Below are 18,036 nucleotides of genomic sequence, written 5' to 3'. Positions count from 1 at the left end.
GAGTTCCTCCTTGATGGGGCGTGCGATTCGTCCAGCTTATAGATGTGGGTCCGGCGGGGCGGGTGTAGCGTTATCGCCATGTCGTCTCTCAACTTCACCGTGAACCGCACCAGCACGCCGACCTCCCCCGAGGCGCTCGAGGAGATTCTGGCCAACCCGAAGTTCGGCAAGAAATTCACCGACCACATGGTCACCATTCAGTGGTCCGAGCAGGACGGCTGGCACGACGCGCAGGTGCGACCCTATGAGGCGATCCCCATGGACCCGGCGACCACCGTGTTCCATTACGGGCAGGCGATCTTCGAGGGTATCAAGGCCTACCGGCAGCCCGACGGCTCCATCGCCACGTTCCGCCCCGAGGAGAACGCCGCCCGCATGCAGCGTTCCGCCGAGCGCATGGCCATGCCGCCGCTGCCCACCGAGGACTTCCTCGAGGCGATCCGCCTGCTCGTGGACATCGACCAGCAGTGGGTGCCCGCTGCCGGCGGCGAGGCCAGCCTGTACATCCGGCCCTTCATGATCTCCACCGAGGTCTCCCTGGGCGTCAGCCCGGCGAACGCCTACACCTTCATCGTCATCGCCTCGCCCGTCGGCGCCTACTTCACCGGCGGCGTCAAGCCCGTGTCCGTGTGGCTGTCCGAGGACTACACCCGCGCCGCCCCGGGCGGTACCGGTGCCGCCAAGTTCGCCGGCAACTACGCCGCCTCCCTGCTCGCCCAGGCCCAGGCCGAGGAGAAGGGCTGTGACCAGGTCGTGTGGCTGGACGCCATCGAGCACACCTACATCGAGGAGATGGGCGGCATGAACCTCTTCTTCGTCTACGGCTCCGGCGACAACGCCACCGTGGTCACCCCGGAACTGTCCGGCTCCCTGCTACCCGGCATCACCCGCGACTCCCTGCTGCAGGTCGCCCGCGACCTCGGGCACGAGACCGCCGAGAAGCGCATCTCCAAGGTCGACTGGCACGACGACGTCGCGTCCGGCGCCATGACCGAGGCCATGGCCTGCGGCACCGCCGCCGTGATCACCCCCGTCGGCCGCGTCCTGTCCAACCACGGCGAGTTCGAGATCAACGGCAACCAGCCCGGCGAGATCACCATGGCCATGCGCGAACGCCTCACCCACATCCAGCGCGGCGAGTACGAGGACACCCACGGCTGGGTGCACACCCTCGTCCCGGCGAACTAGCGAAGCCTTCCGGGCCGACCAGCTGCGTACGCTGGTGACATGGCGAGAATCGCGCTCATCCCGCCGGCGGCCAGCGGGCCTTGGTACTGGCACCTGCTCACCGCGGAGCTCACCGCCCGGGGACATGAGGTGATCCCGGTGTTCCTGCCCTACGATTCCGACACCGCACTCCTCGCGGATTACGTGGCAGCCGCAGTGGAGCAGATCGGCCGGTCACCCGGGTGCGTCGTCGTGGCACAGTCGTTCGGGCGTACCCGGGCACCCTCCTGGCGGAGGACATCGGGGCACGCCAACTCATCCTGCTCACGCCGATGCTCCCCGCGCCCGGGGAAACGCCCGCCCAGTTCTGGGATCTGCCGGGCTACGCAGCCGCCCGCCGTCGTCAGGCGGACCGGGAAGGGTGGAGCACAGCCGAGGACTCGGACGCGGCCACCATCTTCTTCCACGAGCTACCCGACTCCCTGGTCGAGAAGCTCACACACCACGCGATCGACCACACCGACAGCGCCTTCGCCGACCCGTGGCCGCTGGACCGCTGGCCAGACGTCCCCACCGCCGTGCTGCTCACCCGGGGCGACCGCCTGCTCCCCGTCGAGTACATGCAGGAACTGACCCGGCGACGGGTCGGGATCGAGGCGGACCTCATGGACGGCGGCCACCCGGTGGCGCTCAGCCGCCCGGTGGAACTGGCGGATGCGCTCGAGGTGCTGATCAGCCGCAGGAACTGAGTTCGTCAGCGACCAGCTCGACGGCCGAGGTCACCAACGGCAGGGCCGCGAGCGCCCCGGTGCCCTGCCCGGCGGTCATGTCCAGGGCGATGAGCGGCGTGAGGTCGAGCGCCTGCAGGGCGATGAGATGGGCGGGCTCCGGCGTCAGCTGCCCCGCCCAGAACCAGTCCCGGGCACCCGGGGCGAGGCGTTCGGCGACGTAGGCTGCGGTGGTGACCAGGGCGCCGTCGAGAAGCAGCGGGGTGCGGCGCACCGCGGCCTGCGCGATGAACCCCACCAGCGCCACGAAGTCCGGCGAGGAGACCATCCGGAGAACCTCCAGCGGCTGCGCCGCCAGGCCGCGCACCCGGAACATCGCGTCCCGGATGACACTGACCTTGATCTTCCACATCCCATCGGTCATCCCGACACCCGGGCCGACGATCGCCACCGGCTCCGTCCGCGTGAACGCACCGAGCACCGACGCGGCCACCGTCGTGCCGCCGACCCCCAGATCACCCGGAATGAGCAGGTCAGCGCCGCCGTCAACCTCCTGATCGGCGATCCGGCGACCGATCTCCAGCGCCCGGTCGAACTGCTCGGCGGTCATCGCGTCCTCGACGTCGACCGCCCCCGACGACCGCGCCACCCGCTCATCCCCCCACGCCTCATGGTCCAGCGACACATCCACCATGCGTATCGACGCCCCCGCCGCCCGCGCCAGCACATTCACCGCGCCGGCACCCTCCCGGACCTGCTCCGTCTGCACGACCGAGGTACCGGGATCCAGCAACGACACCCCACGGGCGGCGATCCCGTGATCCCCGGCGAACACCACCACCCGGGCACGGGTGACTGGCCGCGGCGGGACCTGCCCCTGGCAGGCGGCCACCCACCCGGCGACCTCCCCCAACCGACCCAGGCCGGCTCCCACCGTGTCGGCCTGCGCCAGACGGGTGAACACATCCTCACGGGCCTGCTCGTCGGGAGCAGCGACAGCGTCGAAGAGCGGGGTCGAATCCACGGGGAAACCTCCTGAAGGCACGGGTGGCGGACTACCTGACGATTAAACCTGCTGGCCGATCTCCACGCGCGGCTTCGGGGTACGCCACTTCCGCGGCTGCGTCGCCCGCGAGTACGTGTAGAAGCCCAGACCCAGGCCGGCGGCCGTCGTACCCGGGAACTTCGCCCGCACCGCCTTGTTCGCCCGGCTGCCCAGCCAGACGCCCTCGATGAAGAACATGAACATGAGAACCATCGCGAACATCGACATCACGTTGGCCACCTCCGGCAGCCATGTACCGATGAACAGGATCACCAGCAGACCCAACGCCACCGGCATCACCCAGTTGTTGAGGAAGCGACGCGAATCCACCCAGTCACGCACGTAACCACGCTCCTCGCCCTGGTCACGGGGCATGAGATAGCGCTCATCACCCCGGTCCATCGCCTTCTGCACCTCCCGCTGGTGCTGACGCGACTCCTCCCGCTCCTTCGCCTTGTAGGCCTTCCACTCCTCCTTGGACATGGACTTCTTCAGCTCCTTGCGCTGCGCACTACGCTGCGCCGCTGACTTCGGGGCCGAAGGATCACGGATGATGCCACGCTCGATCTCCACCTCACGACGCTTCGGCGTCGGCCGACCCTTCGGCGGGGTGTACCCCTTCGGGCGACGGGGCTCGGTGCCGTCGGCGTTGGCGGACGCGTTGGCCGTGCCTGCGCTGTCTGCAGTGCCTGCGGTGCCGGTGTGCTCGCTCAGATCCGCGCGGGTCGACCCGGCCGCGGGGGTGCTGTCATCGGATTTCTGCCAGGGAAGTTTCACGAACCCCAGGCTACAAGGCCCGGGGAACATTCCGGGAATACGGGTCGACCCCACGGCGTTGACTACAGGTAAGCGCCACCACAACTGCCGAGCCGGCCCGCCCGGCCCCGGGTTACCGTGACCTAACAAACCCAGGTGGACCTGATACTTCCCACGGGAGTATGGTGGTCGCCTATACGGGTTTCCCTTCGGTCTACGAGGGAGTTCCTGGCGCAACCGAAGTACCCAAAACGCAAGGAGACCACCATGACCGCCCCCACCTCCAGTACCGGCGTCATCCTGTCCGACACCGCCGCTGCCAAGGCCAAGGCCCTGCTCGATCAGGAAGGCCGCGACGACCTCGCCCTGCGCATCGCCGTCCAGCCCGGTGGCTGCGCCGGCCTGCGCTACCAGCTCTACTTCGACGACCGCTCCCTCGACGGCGACAAGGTCGACGAGATCGGCGGCGTCCGCCTCGTCGTGGACAAGATGTCCGTGCCGTACCTGACCGGAGCCCGCATCGACTTCGCCGACACCATCGAGTCTCAGGGCTTCACCATCGACAACCCCAACGCCGGCGGCTCCTGCGCCTGCGGCGACTCCTTCAACTAGGGGGTCCCGGCCGGTTGTCCGGCCTGACCACGCCCGTCCCCTCCGGATCCGTTCCGGGGTGGGGCGGGCGTTGTCGTGTGGGGGTCGTGTACGGGGCGGTGGGGCTGGAGAGCGAAACCCCAATTCGACATCACCAATGAATCGAGAGCGCCGGGAGGGCCACCCGATTTATTGGGGAGGTCGAATTGGGGTACTCGAATTGGGGTACTCGAATTGGGTCAGGCGAATTGGGTCAGGCGAATTGGGCCAGGCGAACTGGTGAACCAGTCCACGGACGCCTGCAGCCGTTACAACGAGACGGGGTAGTCCTTCTCCTCGATCTGCGGGTCGATCCGGTGCTCGATGAAGATGCCGTGCCAGACCATGAACGCGAGGACGGTCCACAGGCGACGGGAGTGGTCGGAGACGCCGTCGCGGTGTTCCTTGAGCATCTCCAGGACGGCCTTCCGGTTGAAGATGTCGTCGGTCTGGGACTCGTTGATGGTGTCCTGGGCCCAGCCGTAGAGTTCGTCGCCGGCGAGCCAGTGGCGCATGGGGACGGGAAAGCCGAGCTTCTTCCGGTGCAGGACGTGCGGGGGCACGATCTGCTCCATGGCCTTGCGCAGCGCGTACTTGGTGGTGCCGTTGGCGATCTTCAGGTCGGTCGGGATGGTCTCGGCGACCTTGAACACCTCCTTGTCCAGGAAGGGCACGCGCAGTTCCAGCGAGTTGGCCATGTTGATCTTGTCGGCCTTGACCAGGATGTCGCCGCGCATCCAGGTGAACAGGTCGAGGTGCTGCATCCGGGCGACGGGGTCCATGTCGCGGGAGACGTCGTAGACGGGGGCGGTGACCTCCTTGTGGTCCCATTCCTCCTTCGCCCACGGCAGGACGCGCTGGAGCTGCTCGAAGTTGAAGGAGCGGGCGTTGCCGTAGTAGCGCTCCTCCATGGTCTGGGTGCCGCGGTCGAGCAGGGACTTGCCCTTGACGCCGTCGGGGAGGACCTTGCCCAGCTGGCGCAGGCCCTTGAGCAGGGGGAGGGGATCTTCTCGAAGGGCGCGAGCGACAGCGGTTCCTTGTAGATGGTGTACCCACCGAACAGCTCATCGGCGCCTTCGCCGGAGAGGACGACCTTGACGTGCTTGCGGGCCTCCTGGGCGACGAAGAACAGCGGGACCAGGGACGGGTCGGCGACGGGGTCGTCGAGGTACCACATGATCTTGGGGATGGCGCCGGCGTACTCCTCGGGGGAGACGACCTTGACGATGTGCTCCACCCCGATCGCCGCCGCCGACTCTGCCGCGACGTCGACCTCGGAGTAGCCCTCCCGCTCGAAGCCGGTGGTGAAGGTGAGCAGGTTGGGGTTGTGGCGCTTGGCCAGCGTCGCGATGGCGGTGGAGTCGATGCCACCGGAGAGGAAGGAGCCGACGGTCACGTCTGCCCGCATGTGCTTCTCCACCGAGTCCTCGAGGACACGCGCGATGCGGTCGAACAGGTCCTGTTCCTTCCCCTTGGGGACCGGCTGTACCGGGAAGGTGGGCTTGAAGTACCGCTTGTCGACGACCGTCCCTCCCGGACGCAGCGTCACCGTGCAGCCTGACTCCACGCGACGGATGTTGGCGTGCAGCGACTCCGGTTCGGGCACGTACTGGAGGTCCACGTAGTGCTCGATGGCCCGGCGGTCAAGGCTGAGATCGAGACCCAACTCGGTCGCCATCTCCAGGATGGACTTCTTCTCGGAGGCGAAGACGGTGCCGGCGTCGGTGGTGGCGTAGTACAGCGGCTTGATGCCGAACTGGTCACGGGCCGCGAACATGACCTTCTCCTGGGTGTCCCAGATGGCGAAGGCGAACATGCCGCGCAGGTGCTCCACGACGTCTGCGCCCCAGTGGTGGTATCCGACGACGATGGTCTCGGAGTCACCCTCGGTGGTGAACGTGAGGCCGGCGGCGGTCAGTTCCTCCCGTAGCTCGACGTAGTTGTAGATCTCCCCGTTGAACACGAGGGTGTAGCGCTCCGGGTTGTCCGCCGGGCCCCACACCAGTGGCTGCTGGGAGTGATCGAGATCGACGATGGCCAGACGGTTGAAGCCGAAGACCACGTCCTCGTCGTTCCAGGTGCCGAGGTCGTCCGGGCCGCGGTGACGCATGCACGGCAGGGACCGCGTCACGGCATCGACGAACTCGGGCGCATTCGCGCCGCTGGCCACTAGGCCAATGAAGCCGCACATGTGAAAGATGTTCTCCTCTATATAACGGACAGTGATGGTCCCACGATACGACCCCGACCGCCCGGGCGCCGACACCGCCACGTCAACGGCCGGATTCGGCCGCCGGTGGGGGAGGGGGTGGGAGAAATCCCCGAACGGGTGGATACTTTCGGATGATGCCGCGCACCGGCGATTGTGAATTGGGTTACACCCCAGGGGAGGGGGTTCCGCGGTCATTCGGTGGTTATCCCACCTGGGCTGTAACATCCGGGGTACTTCGAGTGGCACAGGTGCGGCATCGCCCGACGTGGCCGGGATGAAAGCGGTCGGATGGCATCCGCCGATGAACTATCCTGCTTAGTTAGGAATGCTTCACCAGTGTTCAAGGATTTAGTGTGGACAGGAAGGCAGACACACGTGGAACAGCGTAATATTCGCGGCTTCGCCCGTAAGGCGGGTCTCGGTGGCGTCATGGCTCTCGCGGGCCTCGCGCTCGCCGGCTGTGACGTCGCTCCCCCGAGAGCGTCGGCAGGATTCTCGGCATGGGCTGGCCCCAGGGCATCACCCCGGAAGCCACGTCGATGTACAACTTCTGGATCTGGGTCTGGGTGACCGCCTGGATCATCGGCATCATCATGTGGGTCCTCATGCTCGTCGCCATCTTCAGCTGGAACGCGAAGAAGGCCGAGAAGCAGGGCAAGGGTGAGTTCCCGAAGCAGCTGCAGTACAACATTCCACTGGAACTGGTCCTGACCATCATGCCGATCATCATCGTCATGGGTCTGTTCTTCTTCACCGTCCAGACGCAGCAGAAGGTCACCGCGCTGGACAAGGATCCGCAGGTCACCGTTGACGTCACCGCATTCCAGTGGAACTGGAAGTTCGGCTACCAGAACGTCGGCGCCCAGCTGAGCCCGACCGGCTCCGAGTACATCGGTGCCGACGAGGAGCGTCAGGCTCTGGCCGACGAGTCCAAGTACGACGATCCGGAGCAGGTCAAGAACCCCAACCCGATCCACGGTATGTCCAAGGGCGACCAGTCGTACCTCCACTTCAACCAGATCGAGACCCTCGGCACCACCGAGGAGGTTCCGGTCCTGGTTCTCCCGACCAACACCCCGATCGAGTTCCAGCTCGCTTCCGGTGACGTCGCCCACTCGTTCTGGATCCCGGAATTCCTGTTCAAACGTGACGCCTACGCCCACCCGGAGACCAACCAGCAGCAGCGTGCCTTCCAGATCGAGGCCATCGAGGAAGAGGGCGCATTCGTCGGCCGCTGTGCCGAGATGTGCGGTACCTACCACTCGATGATGAACTTCGAGCTGCGCGCGGTCTCCCCGGAGGCCTTCACCGAGTACATGCAGTTCCGCATCGACAACCCGGATGCCCCGAACTCTGAGGCTCTGGCCGCCATCGGCGAGGCCCCGTACGCGACCTCCACCCACCCGTTCAACTCGTCCCGTCAGACCTGGGACGGCGAGAACGTCATCGACAACAACGAGAACGTCTAGGAAGGGGTAGCGCAATGAACGCAAGTGCAAAACTGATGTACGCCGTCGCCGCATTCATCGGGCTGGTAGCCATCATCTACATTTTCGCCACCACCTACGTCGCCGACGACGCGTACCTGTTCGGAGCGGAATGGGTCGGCATCGTCGCCCTGGTCCTCTCCTTCGCCCTAGCGATGATGCTGGGCGGGTACCTCCACTTCACCGAGCGTCGCACCGATGTCCTCCCCGAGGACTGGGAAGAGGCTGAGGTCGAGGACAAGGCCGGTATTCTCGGTTTCTTCTCCCCGAACTCCATCTGGCCCGCCGCCATGGCAGGTGCCGTCATGGTGCTCGGTCTCGGTGTCGCCTTCTGGCACTACTGGCTGATCGCCCTGGGCGCGGTCCTGCTTGTCTGGGCCGGCACCATGCTCAACCTGCAGTACGGTCTGCCGAAGGAAAAGCACTAGAGCCTCACGGCCCGCCAGCTGCCCCACGAATCCTCACGGCGCCCTCCATCACGGAGGGCGCCGTTCGTGGATTCCGGGGCGGGGTGACGCTCCCGGTGGGAGGGGGAGGGGGTGCTTCCCGAGGTCCGTGGGAGGGGAATGCGCTGGTTATCGGGGGTCAATCGAAAGTTGGTACCCGCCCCGGAACCGCCGAAAGCGTTGTGATCTGAATCTCTTGTACCCTCCTGGCGGTTCCTGCCCCGCACCGCGCGGGATGGGGTAGGGTTACGCCCAACAACTGTCACTGAGGGGTCGGCGACCGTGGTGGGGGAGATGACCAGCGGGAATGCTGCGTCGGATAGTTCCCGGAAAAGTTCCCGGGGGTGGAAACTTTTTCGCCCGTTTCGGGGGCCACGCTAAAACCGCAGGTGAAAATCGTGTTTTCGCGCCGGACACGGGGGGATACGAGGTGACTTCCGCGCCGAAAACCGTCATACTGTCCTACGTGACGAGCGCAGTTTCAAACCCAGACATGGCAGCACCACGGCGTGTTCCTGCACTGAACCGACCCAACATGGTCAGTGTCGGCACGATCGTGTTCCTGTCCCAGGAATTGATGTTCTTCGCCGGACTGTTCGCGATGTACTTCACGTCGCGTGCGAACGGCCAGGCAGGCGATTGGGCGGAGCAGACCGCCAACCTTAACGTCGTGTACGGCTTCATCATCACGACGATTCTGGTCGCCTCCTCGTTCACCGCACAGTTCGGCGTCTTCGCAGCTGAAAGGGGTGACGTTTTCGGTCTCCGACGCTGGTTCTGGATCACCGTGGCACTGGCAGTGGCCTTCCTCGGTTTCCTGGCCTTCGAGTATTACGAGATGATCCACCACGGTGTGACCATCCAGTCCAGCGTGTTCGGATCCGTCTTCTACATCATCACGGGCTTCCACGCAGCCCACGTGACCGCCGGTGTGATCGCCTTCGTGGTGATCCTCATGCGTCTGGCCAAGTCCAAGTTCACGCCCGCCCAGGCCACCGCGGCCATGGTCGTGTCGTACTACTGGCACTTCGTCGACGTCATCTGGATCGGCGTCTTCATCACTCTCTACCTAGTCCAGTAGGCCGTAGTCAGCCGAGCACTCGGCCTACAGCCATTCACTTTCCGCCACGATTTTCAAAAGGGAAACTGATGGAAACCACCCCGAACAACGCCACGGCCGGCGACACCTCGTCGTCCGCCGCGGCCAAGAAGGCCCGCAGCCGGCGCAAGATGCGTCGCACGGCCGCCGGCGCCTTCGCGCTCACCCTGGGTCTCACCGGTGCGGGCGTGCTCGCCACCGCGCTGACCCCGGATGCCCAGATCGCCACCGCGCAGCAGGATGACCAGGCGCTGATCCAGGAGGGCAAGGACCTCTACGACGTCGCCTGCATCACCTGCCACGGTGCGAACCTCCAGGGTGTGCCGGAGCGCGGCCCGTCCCTCATCGGTACCGGCGAGGGCGCCGTGTACTTCCAGGTGCACTCCGGCCGTATGCCGATGATGTCCAACGACGCCCAGGCTGAGCGCAAGACCCCGCGCTACACCGAGCAGCAGACCCTGGCCATGGCGGCCTATGTCGCTGCCAACGGTGGCGGCCCGGAGCTCGTCTACAACGAGGACGGCACCATCGCCATGGAGGAACTCCGTGGCAAGAACTACGACGGCCAGATCGCGGCCGAGGACATCGCCCGCGGTGGCGAGCTCTTCCGCCTCAACTGCGCGTCCTGCCACAACTTCACCGGTCGTGGTGGCGCACTGTCCTCCGGTAAGTATGCTCCGCCGCTGGATCCCGCGAATGAGCAGGAGATCTACCAGGCGATGCTCACCGGCCCGCAGAACATGCCGAAGTTCTCTGATCGTCAGCTCTCGGCTGAGGAGAAGAAGGACATCATCGCCTTCGTCAAGGCGTCCAAGGAGACCCCGTCCCCGGGTGGCTGGTCCCTCGGCGGCCTCGGCCCGGTCTCTGAAGGTATGGCCATGTGGTTCATCGGCATCACCCTGCTGGGTGCCGCCGCTATGTGGATTGGATCGCGCTCATGAGCAACGAGAACAAGAAGTACACCGAGCAGGAGCTCAACGCGATGAGCAACGACGAGCTCGCCCGCCTGGGCACCGAGCTCGACGGCGTGACGGTCGCGTACCGCAAGGAGCGCTTCCCGGTCGCCAATGATCCGGCGGAGAAGCGCGCCGCCCGCGGCGTCATGATCTGGCTGATCGTCGGCATCATCGCCGCCATCGCGTTCCTCGGCATCTACATCTTCTGGCCCTGGGAGTTCAAGAACCTGGGCGAGGAGGGTCACCTCTTCCACACCTTCTACACCCCGCTGCTCGGCCTGACCTCCGGCATCTCCATCCTGGCGCTCGGCTTCGCGGTCATCCAGTACGTGAAGAAGATCGTTCCCGAGGAGATCTCGGTGCAGCGTCGCCACGACGGCCCCTCTGAAGAGGTTGACCGCCGCACCATCACCGCACTGCTGAACGATTCCTGGCAGACCTCGACCCTGGGTCGTCGTAAGGCCCTCCAGGGTCTGCTCGGCGGCGCCGGCATCCTCGCCGGCCTCGTCGTGGTCGCCCCGCTCGGCGGCATGGTCAAGAACCCGTGGAAGCCCGGCGAGCTCGGCATCATGGGCAACGGCACCCTGTGGACCTCCGGCTGGACGCTGCACAACGAGGGCGTCAAGCTGTACCTGGCCCGGGACACCTCCGCCATCGCGGAGTCCCACACCGGCGAGGCCGGCACCCACTTCGTCACCGCGGGTGTCTCCCGTCTCGTCCGCGTCCGTCCCGAGGACATCGACGCCGGCGGTATGGAGACCGTGTACCCGCTGACCGAGGAAGACGTCAACGACGGTGAGAACTACGATCCGACCCGCGACGTCTACGAGAACCACATGCACTCGATCCACGGTCCGCGTAACTCGGTCATGCTGATCCGTCTGCGCTCCGAGGACGCCGAGAAGGCCGTCGAGCGCGAGGGTCAGGAAGACTTCCACTACGGCGACTACTACGCGTACTCGAAGATCTGCACGCACATCGGTTGCCCGACCTCTCTGTACGAGGCCCAGACCAACCGCATCCTGTGCCCGTGCCACCAGTCGCAGTTCGACGCGCTGCAGTACGGCAAGCCGATCTTCGGCCCGGCCGCCCGTGCTCTGCCGCAGCTGCCGATTGACGTTGATGAAGAGGGTTACCTCATCGCCAAGGGGAACTTCATTGAAGCCCTCGGCCCGGCATTCTGGGAGCGTAAGTCCTAATGAGCAACAAACTCGCCCAAGCGGGCAACAACATTGATTCCCGTTACACCCTGTCGGGTCTGGTCCGGCCCCAGCTGAACAAGGTCTTCCCGACCCACTGGTCCTTCATGCTCGGTGAGATGGCGCTGTACAGCTTCATCATCCTGCTGCTGACCGGTGTCTACCTGGCGCTGTTCTTCGACCCGTCGATCACCAAGGTGATCTACGACGGTGCCTACCTGCCGCTCAACGGTGTCGAGATGTCGCGTGCCTACGCGACCGCCCTCGACATCTCCTTCGAGGTCCGTGGTGGACTCTTCGTCCGCCAGATGCACCACTGGGCCGCCCTGATGTTCATGATGGCGATGGTCGCGCACATGCTGCGTGTCTTCTTCACCGGTGCGTTCCGTCGCCCGCGTGAGGCCAACTGGATCATCGGCTGCACGCTGATCATCCTGGGCATGGCCGAGGGCTTCATGGGTTACTCCCTCCCGGATGACCTGCTCTCCGGCGTCGGCCTCCGCATCATGTCCGCCATCATCGTCGGCCTGCCGATCATCGGCACCTGGCTGCACTGGCTGATCTTCGGCGGCGACTTCCCGTCCGACCTCATGTTGGACCGTTTCTACATCGCGCACGTGCTCATCCTGCCGGGCATCATCCTCGGCCTGATCGCAGCTCACCTCGCGCTGGTCTGGTACCAGAAGCACACCCAGTTCCCGGGCGCCGGCCGCACCGAGAACAACGTCGTCGGTATCCGCATCATGCCGCTGTTCGCCACCAAGGCCATCGGCTTCGGCCTGCTGACCGCCGGCGTGCTGGCTCTGATGTCCGGTCTCACCACCATCAACGCCATCTGGACGATCGGCCCCTACAATCCCTCGCAGGTCTCCGCCGGTTCCCAGCCTGACGTCTACATGCTGTGGACTGACGGTGTCGCCCGTGTCATGCCCGCGTGGGAGCTCTACCTGGGCAACTACACCATCCCGTCCGCGTTCTGGGTCGCCCTGGTCTGTGGTCTCATGGTGGTCCTGCTGTTCGCCTACCCGTGGATCGAGAAGAAGGCCACCGGCGACGATGCGCACCACAACCTGCTGCAGCGTCCGCGCGACGTTCCGGTCCGCACCGGTATCGGCGTCATGGCCATCAGCTTCTTCCTGCTGGTGACCATCTCCGGTGGTAACGACCACGTGGCCCACTTCTTCCAGATCTCGCTCAACGCGATGACCTGGGTCGGCCGTATCGGCGTCATCATCCTGCCGCCGCTGGCGTACTACGTCACCCACCGCATCTGCGTCGGCCTGCAGCGCTCCGACCGTGCAGTCCTCGAGCACGGCATCGAGACCGGTGTCATCAAGCAGATGCCGAACGGTGCCTTCGTGGAGATCCACCAGCCGCTCGGCCCGGTGGACGATCACGGCCACCCGCTGCCGCTGGCCTACGCCGGTGCCCCGGTGCCCAAGCGCATGAACCAGCTCGGTTTCGCCGATGTCCAGGCTCATGGCGGTGCCTTCAGCCCGGATCCGGACCACATCGCAGAGCGTCTCGACGCGATCCATCACGACAACGAGCGTGAGGAGAAGGCCATGCTGGAGAACCTCCAGGAGGCCAACCGCGCCGCAGACCGCGAGAAGGGTCTGCTGGACTAGCACCCGGCATTACTGCGCTCACCAAGGAACCCGGTTCCCTCTCACGGGGAGCCGGGTTTCCTGTTGCTTGTCGACGCCCCGCTCATCCCCGACGCCGCATTTCGCCGCCCCATTCCGCCGGTGATACGCACGAAAGATCACGGGTTTCCCCCGGGATGACACCGATGTGACTCGAATCACTGCGGATACTTTCACACGCGCCGTTCAGAGGAGGGGAGGGGTGCTGGCCCGACCCGTGAGTGTCCCGGAGGCGGTCATATCCCCAGGTTACGGCGAGATATCGCCGTGTCGGACTGGCAGGCGGCGACCAGTCCGGCCTGTCATGGATGCCGGACGCCGCGGTCCGGAGTGTGGATAACAGCTCGATAACGGCGACACGCCGGGGCCGTGCATTGGACATTTCTCGTTGCGGTTTCGTAACCTGATCGAGACATTGCGGGACTTCGCCAGAAGTCGCCGGATGAACCGAGTACCGAGAACCAACGCCTAATTCGTACAGCACCACCGCTGAGACGGAGCCGGGGATCCACCACGTTAGATATCTGGGGTTCATTCCCACCAGAGCGTCGCCCACACGGTGACGTGGAGTGGGAAAGGGAAGCTTCCTTTCCTCACCCGACAGCTAACCCGGTAGGCACAAGGAAGAATCTGGAGATTTTGAAGTGGCTAAGCACCGTCGCCTGAACAAGACCACCACCCGTCGCGTCGCAGCTGCCTCCGCAGCCGTCATGGGCGCCACCGTCCTCGCCCCGGGTGTCGCCGGCGCCGTCGAGGTCGTCGTCCCGAACACTGACGTCCGTGTCGACGTCCAGGGTCTCGACCAGGTCCAGGGTCTGCAGAATGTCCCGAACATCGAGCAGTTCGTCCCGTCCATGCAGTCCGCTCCGGCCGCCGGCAACTACGCCGCCGCCGTGACCGTCCCGACCGCCGCCCCGGCCTCCTCCGGCCAGGCCATCGTCGACGCCGTCCGCTCCAAGGTGGGCGCCCCCTACGCCTGGGGTGCCGCCGGCCCGTCCAGCTTCGACTGCTCCGGCCTGACCTCCTGGGCCTACAAGCAGGTGGGCAAGTCCATCCCGCGCACCTCCCAGGCGCAGGCCTCCGCCGGCCAGCGCGTCTCCCTCGACGCCCTGCAGCCGGGTGACATCATCGCCTACTACGGTGGTGCCTCCCACGTCGGCATCTACGTCGGCAACGGCATGATCATCGACGCCCTCGGTTCCGGCTCCCCGGTCGCCGAGCGCCCGCTGCACTACATGCCGATCCACTCGGCCGTGCGCTTCTAAGCCGCACCGCGAGGTATCGCGACCCCGCCCGTCCCGCCGTTCATCCGGCCGGGACGGGCGTTCGTCATTCGCCGGGAGGCCCGCGCCGGACACTTCCGTCACACCAGTCACGGACAAGGTGGCGATATCGATTCGGCAACGATTCGGCGCTATTGTTATCTCGTCTCCCGTCCACCCGTCCCGGAAAGTACCGTCTTGCTGTCTCACCAGGGTCTCCGTCACTCCCTCCGACTCTCCGTCGCCGCCACCGTGGGCTCCGTCCTGCTGGTCACCGGCACCGCCGCTGTGAGCACCCCGCTGCGCGCGGACGACATCGGCACCCTCATCGCCGCGATGGAGGAGGTCTCCCAGGAGGCCGCCGCGAAGAACGAGGAAGTCAAACAGCTCGAGGTGGACATCACCGACGGTGAGGGACGCCTGGCGGATCTGCGCAGCGACGCTGAGGAGGCCGGTGCTCGGGCAGCTGCCGCCGTGGCCGCCCAGGAGGCCAACCAGGTCGACGTCGACGAGGTCGCCGGTGCCCGGTACCGCGGTCTGATGATTGACCCGGTGACCAACGCCATCGCCGCCCGGAATCCGCAGAACGCCATCGACCGCGCCGCCTACCTGGCCACGCTGACCCGCAACTCCGAGCGGGCCGTCACCGAGCTCGCCGCCGCCACCGCCGAGGCCGGTCGCGCCCACACCGACGCCTCCCGGGCCCTGGCCGAGGCCGGCTTCCAGCAGACCCAGCTGGAGGAGCAGAAGAAGCGGCTCGACGAACAGCAGGCCGAGCTGGAGGCCCGCATCGCGGAGATCGAGGAGCAGGTCAACTCCCTCGACCCGGCCGCCCAGGCCCGCTGGGCCGACAAGAACAACCCGATCGACGTCGGTGGCATCGACCTCAGCGCCCTGGGCTCGGGTGCCGTCGGTGCGGCCATGTCCAAGCTGGGCTCTCCCTACGGCTGGGGAGCCGCGGGCCCGGACCAGTTCGACTGCTCGGGCCTGATGTACTGGGCCTACCAGCAGCAGGGCAAGACGATTCCGCGGACCTCGCAGGCGCAGTTGGCCGGCGGCACCCCGGTGTCCCGCGCGGAGCTGCAGCCGGGCGACATCGTCGGCTACTACCCGGGTGTCACGCACGTGGGCATGTACATCGGCAACGGCCAGCTCGTCCACGCCTCCGACTACGGCATCCCCGTCCAGGTCGTGTCCGTGGATTCCATGCCGTGGGCCGGTGCGGTCCGCTACTAGTGCCTCGCATTCTGCTGGTCACCAATGACTTCCCGCCGACCCTCGGCGGGATTCAGTCGTATCTGCGTGACTTTCTCGCCTGCCTCGACCCGGCGGAGATCGTGGTCTTCGCCTCCACCCAGGACGCCGCGGCGGCGCGGGCTCATGACGCGGAAGCGCCCTTCCGGGTGATCCGGTGGCCCCGAAAGGTCATGCTGCCCACGCCGGCGACCGCTCGGGAGATGGCGCGGATCATCGCCGAGGAGGGGGTCGAGACCGTGTGGTTCGGTGCGGCCGCCCCACTGGCCGTCATGGACGGGGCTGCGCGGCAGGCCGGTGCCCGCCGGGTTATCGCCTCCACCCACGGCCACGAGGTCGGGTGGGCGATGCTGCCCGGGGCCCGGCAGGTGCTCCGGATCATCGGCAATCGGGCGGATGTGGTCACCTACATCTCCGACTACACACTCCGCCGCATCCGCTCCGCCTTCGGCCCGCGCCCGCGTTTCGCACATCTGCCCTCCGGGGTGGACACGGAACTGTTCACGCCGGGTACGGGGGCGTCGATACGCGAACGCCTCGAGCTCGGGGACGGGCCGCTCATCGTGTGCATCTCCCGCCTGGTCCCGCGCAAGGGGCAGGATCAGCTGCTGCGCGTCCTGCCGGAGCTGCGCCGCCGCCACCCCGGCACGCGACTGGTCATCGTGGGCCGCGGACACTACGGCCGGCGGCTGCGCGCCATCGCCGAGAGCCTGCAGCTTGCCGACGCCGCCGTGTTCACCGGCGGCCTCTCCTTCACCGACATACGCGCCGTCCTCGCCACGGCGGACATCTTCGCCATGCCGGCGCGCACCCGGGGAAGGGGTCTCGACGTCGAGGGCCTGGGCATCGTCTACCTCGAGGCCCAGGCCAGCGGGGTGCCCGTCGTCGCCGGCGATTCGGGCGGTGCCCCCGAGACGGTGACCCCGGAGACCGGCATCGTCGTCGACGGCCGGGACCTCGGCGCACTCACCGAGGCACTCAGCCGGCTGCTGGGGGATCCCGCGCTGCGTGCCAGGATGGGTCGGGCCGGGCGCGCGCACGTGGAGGCGCACTGGACCTGGGAGATCATGGGGCAGCGGCTACGGCGGCTTCTCGCGCCGATGTGACCGTGACATGTCCGCCCCGATATACTTCCGGGGTTGTCTGTAACAATCCCGACGATCGACGCCGAAGGTGGCTGAAGTGGCTCAACCCCGCACTGATCTGACGATCGGTTTCGACATCGGCGGCACGAACCTGCGGGCCGGGCTGGTGACGGCTGACGGGGAGATCGTCGACACCCTCGCGGCGCCCACCCCCGGCACCGCCACCGAACTCGAGGACACCATCGCCCGCATCACCGCGGAGCTGGCCACCCGCCACGAACCGGTCGCCGTCGGCCTGGCCGTCGCCGGATTCCTCGACCCGGACTGCGAGACCGTCCGCTTCGCCCCGCACCTTCCGTGGCGCGACGCCCCGGTCCGCGCGACCCTCGAGGACCGCCTCGGCCTGCCGGTGCGTCTGGAGCACGACGCCAACTCCGCGGCCTGGGGCGAGTACCGCTTCGGCGCCGCCCGGGGTGCCGGCACGTGGGTGTTCTTCGCCGTGGGCACCGGCATCGGCGCCACGCTGATGATCGACGGTCGCATCTACCGCGGCGCCTACGGCACCGCCCCGGAGTTCGGGCACCTCACCGTCGTCCCCGGCGGACGCCAGTGCGCCTGCGGCAAGCGGGGATGCCTCGAGCGCTACGCCTCGGGCACCGCCCTGGTCGACACCGCCGTCGAGGCCCTCGCCGCCGACCCCGCGCTGGGGGAGACGACGCTGGGGAGGAGGGTCGTCGACAAGCAGGCCACCGGCACCGACATCATGCAGGCGGCGCGTGCCGGCGACGCCCTCGGACTCGCGGTGCTCGCGGACTTCTCCCACTGGCTGGGGGAGGGGCTGGCGTTCGTCGCCGACGTCCTCGACCCCGAGCTCATCGTCCTCGGCGGCGGCGTCTCCCGCGACGCTGACCTCTACCTGCCCGCCGCGCAGGAGCGGATGGCCGAGCAGATCGTCGGCGCGGGACACCGGCCGCTACCTGCGGTTGTGCGCGCGGAACTGGGTGCCGATGCGGGTATGATTGGCGTGGCTGATGTGGCCCGCGAACTTATCCGCAGGTGAGAGC

Annotated in this window: 14 protein-coding genes, 2 pseudogenes and 1 riboswitch; of the genes and pseudogenes, 13 read left to right on the top strand and 3 right to left on the bottom strand. The window is 66.7% G+C overall.

Going from position 1 to position 18,036, the window contains the following annotated elements; all coding sequences use genetic code 11:
- Nucleotides 1-78: 78 nt before the first annotated feature.
- Both QP029_RS13275 and QP029_RS13270 read left to right on the top strand, forming a co-directional pair.
- The gene (locus tag QP029_RS13275) at nt 79-1,188 is read left to right on the top strand and encodes a branched-chain amino acid aminotransferase (RefSeq protein ID WP_284874724.1); all 1,110 of its coding nucleotides are present in this window, start codon (nt 79-81) and stop codon (nt 1,186-1,188) included.
- Nucleotides 1,189-1,409: 221 nt separating this feature from the next.
- Nucleotides 1,410-1,916 (top strand): alpha/beta fold hydrolase, encoded by a 507-nt coding sequence (locus QP029_RS13270; protein ID WP_284874723.1) that lies wholly within the window; start codon nt 1,410-1,412, stop codon nt 1,914-1,916.
- On the opposite strand, the gene QP029_RS13265 is transcribed toward QP029_RS13270, so the two are convergent.
- Both QP029_RS13265 and QP029_RS13260 read right to left on the bottom strand, forming a co-directional pair.
- Nucleotides 1,900-2,919: a nicotinate-nucleotide--dimethylbenzimidazole phosphoribosyltransferase gene (locus tag QP029_RS13265; protein WP_284874722.1), complete on the bottom strand. Its 1,020-nt coding sequence runs from the start codon at nt 2,917-2,919 to the stop codon at nt 1,900-1,902. The genes QP029_RS13270 and QP029_RS13265 overlap by 17 nt on opposite strands.
- A gap of 42 nt (nt 2,920-2,961) precedes the next feature.
- The gene (locus tag QP029_RS13260) at nt 2,962-3,717 is read right to left on the bottom strand and encodes a DUF3043 domain-containing protein (RefSeq protein WP_284874721.1); all 756 of its coding nucleotides are present in this window, start codon (nt 3,715-3,717) and stop codon (nt 2,962-2,964) included.
- Between the two features lie 246 nt (nt 3,718-3,963).
- Here QP029_RS13260 and QP029_RS13255 point away from each other — a divergent pair, with 246 nt between their 5' ends.
- Nucleotides 3,964-4,308 (top strand): HesB/IscA family protein, encoded by a 345-nt coding sequence (locus QP029_RS13255; RefSeq protein WP_284874720.1) that lies wholly within the window; start codon nt 3,964-3,966, stop codon nt 4,306-4,308.
- A 287-nt stretch (nt 4,309-4,595) separates the two neighbouring features.
- Here QP029_RS13255 and asnB read toward each other — a convergent pair.
- Nucleotides 4,596-6,517, bottom strand: a pseudogene (asnB, locus tag QP029_RS13250) (asparagine synthase (glutamine-hydrolyzing)).
- A 396-nt stretch (nt 6,518-6,913) separates the two neighbouring features.
- On the opposite strand from asnB, the pseudogene ctaC reads away from it, so the two are divergent.
- The 10 genes and pseudogenes from ctaC (at nt 6,914) to QP029_RS13200 (ending at nt 18,032) form a co-directional block, all read left to right on the top strand.
- Nucleotides 6,914-8,007 (top strand): annotated as a pseudogene (ctaC, locus tag QP029_RS13245) (aa3-type cytochrome oxidase subunit II).
- Between the two features lie 14 nt (nt 8,008-8,021).
- Complete coding sequence (ctaF, locus tag QP029_RS13240) at nt 8,022-8,453, top strand: aa3-type cytochrome oxidase subunit IV (RefSeq protein ID WP_284874719.1); 432 nt, start codon at nt 8,022-8,024, stop codon at nt 8,451-8,453.
- A gap of 484 nt (nt 8,454-8,937) precedes the next feature.
- A complete protein-coding gene (gene ctaE / locus QP029_RS13235; RefSeq protein WP_284874718.1) occupies nt 8,938-9,552 on the top strand; it encodes an aa3-type cytochrome oxidase subunit III in 615 nt (204 codons plus the stop codon).
- Nucleotides 9,553-9,620: 68 nt separating this feature from the next.
- Nucleotides 9,621-10,511, top strand: coding sequence for a cytochrome bc1 complex diheme cytochrome c subunit (qcrC, locus tag QP029_RS13230; RefSeq protein WP_284874717.1), 891 nt, complete (start codon nt 9,621-9,623; stop codon nt 10,509-10,511).
- Nucleotides 10,508-11,725 (top strand): cytochrome bc1 complex Rieske iron-sulfur subunit, encoded by a 1,218-nt coding sequence (gene qcrA / locus QP029_RS13225; RefSeq protein WP_284874716.1) that lies wholly within the window; start codon nt 10,508-10,510, stop codon nt 11,723-11,725. The genes qcrC and qcrA overlap by 4 nt, the downstream gene beginning before the upstream one ends.
- Nucleotides 11,725-13,353: a cytochrome bc1 complex cytochrome b subunit gene (gene qcrB / locus QP029_RS13220; RefSeq protein WP_284874715.1), complete on the top strand. Its 1,629-nt coding sequence runs from the start codon at nt 11,725-11,727 to the stop codon at nt 13,351-13,353. Before qcrA ends, qcrB begins: the two co-directional genes overlap by 1 nt.
- A 473-nt stretch (nt 13,354-13,826) precedes the next feature.
- Nucleotides 13,827-14,005, top strand: a riboswitch (cyclic di-AMP (ydaO/yuaA leader).
- 10 nt (nt 14,006-14,015) lie between these two features.
- Entirely contained in the window at nt 14,016-14,636 is a 621-nt protein-coding gene (locus tag QP029_RS13215; RefSeq protein ID WP_284874714.1) for a C40 family peptidase, read from the top strand.
- A gap of 198 nt (nt 14,637-14,834) precedes the next feature.
- Nucleotides 14,835-15,869: a C40 family peptidase gene (locus QP029_RS13210; RefSeq protein ID WP_284876264.1), complete on the top strand. Its 1,035-nt coding sequence runs from the start codon at nt 14,835-14,837 to the stop codon at nt 15,867-15,869.
- Entirely contained in the window at nt 15,869-16,993 is a 1,125-nt protein-coding gene (locus tag QP029_RS13205) for a glycosyltransferase family 4 protein (protein WP_284874713.1), read from the top strand. Before QP029_RS13210 ends, QP029_RS13205 begins: the two co-directional genes overlap by 1 nt.
- Nucleotides 16,994-17,069: 76 nt before the next feature.
- Nucleotides 17,070-18,032 carry an ROK family protein gene (locus QP029_RS13200; RefSeq protein WP_284874712.1) on the top strand — a complete coding sequence of 321 codons (963 nt, stop codon included), beginning with the start codon at nt 17,070-17,072 and terminating at the stop codon, nt 18,030-18,032.
- The last annotated feature ends 4 nt before the right edge of the window (nt 18,033-18,036 follow it).

It is taken from the genome of Corynebacterium suedekumii, from assembly GCF_030252185.1.
GTDB classification, from domain to species: Bacteria; Actinomycetota; Actinomycetes; order Mycobacteriales; family Mycobacteriaceae; genus Corynebacterium; species Corynebacterium suedekumii.
The sequence above is the reverse complement of the archived record's forward strand: the minus strand, read 5'-3'. Positions and strand labels throughout refer to the sequence as shown.

Excerpts from the sequence above, each read along its gene's own strand:
- QP029_RS13275 (WP_284874724.1), top strand. The coding sequence starts at position 79 with ATGTCGTCTCTCAACTTCACCGTGAACCGCACCAGCACGCCGACCTCC.
- QP029_RS13255 (WP_284874720.1), top strand. The coding sequence starts at position 3,964 with ATGACCGCCCCCACCTCCAGTACCGGCGTCATCCTGTCCGACACCGCC.
- ctaF (WP_284874719.1), top strand. The coding sequence starts at position 8,022 with ATGAACGCAAGTGCAAAACTGATGTACGCCGTCGCCGCATTCATCGGG.
- qcrC (WP_284874717.1), top strand. The coding sequence starts at position 9,621 with ATGGAAACCACCCCGAACAACGCCACGGCCGGCGACACCTCGTCGTCC.
- qcrA (WP_284874716.1), top strand. The coding sequence starts at position 10,508 with ATGAGCAACGAGAACAAGAAGTACACCGAGCAGGAGCTCAACGCGATG.
- qcrB (WP_284874715.1), top strand. The coding sequence starts at position 11,725 with ATGAGCAACAAACTCGCCCAAGCGGGCAACAACATTGATTCCCGTTAC.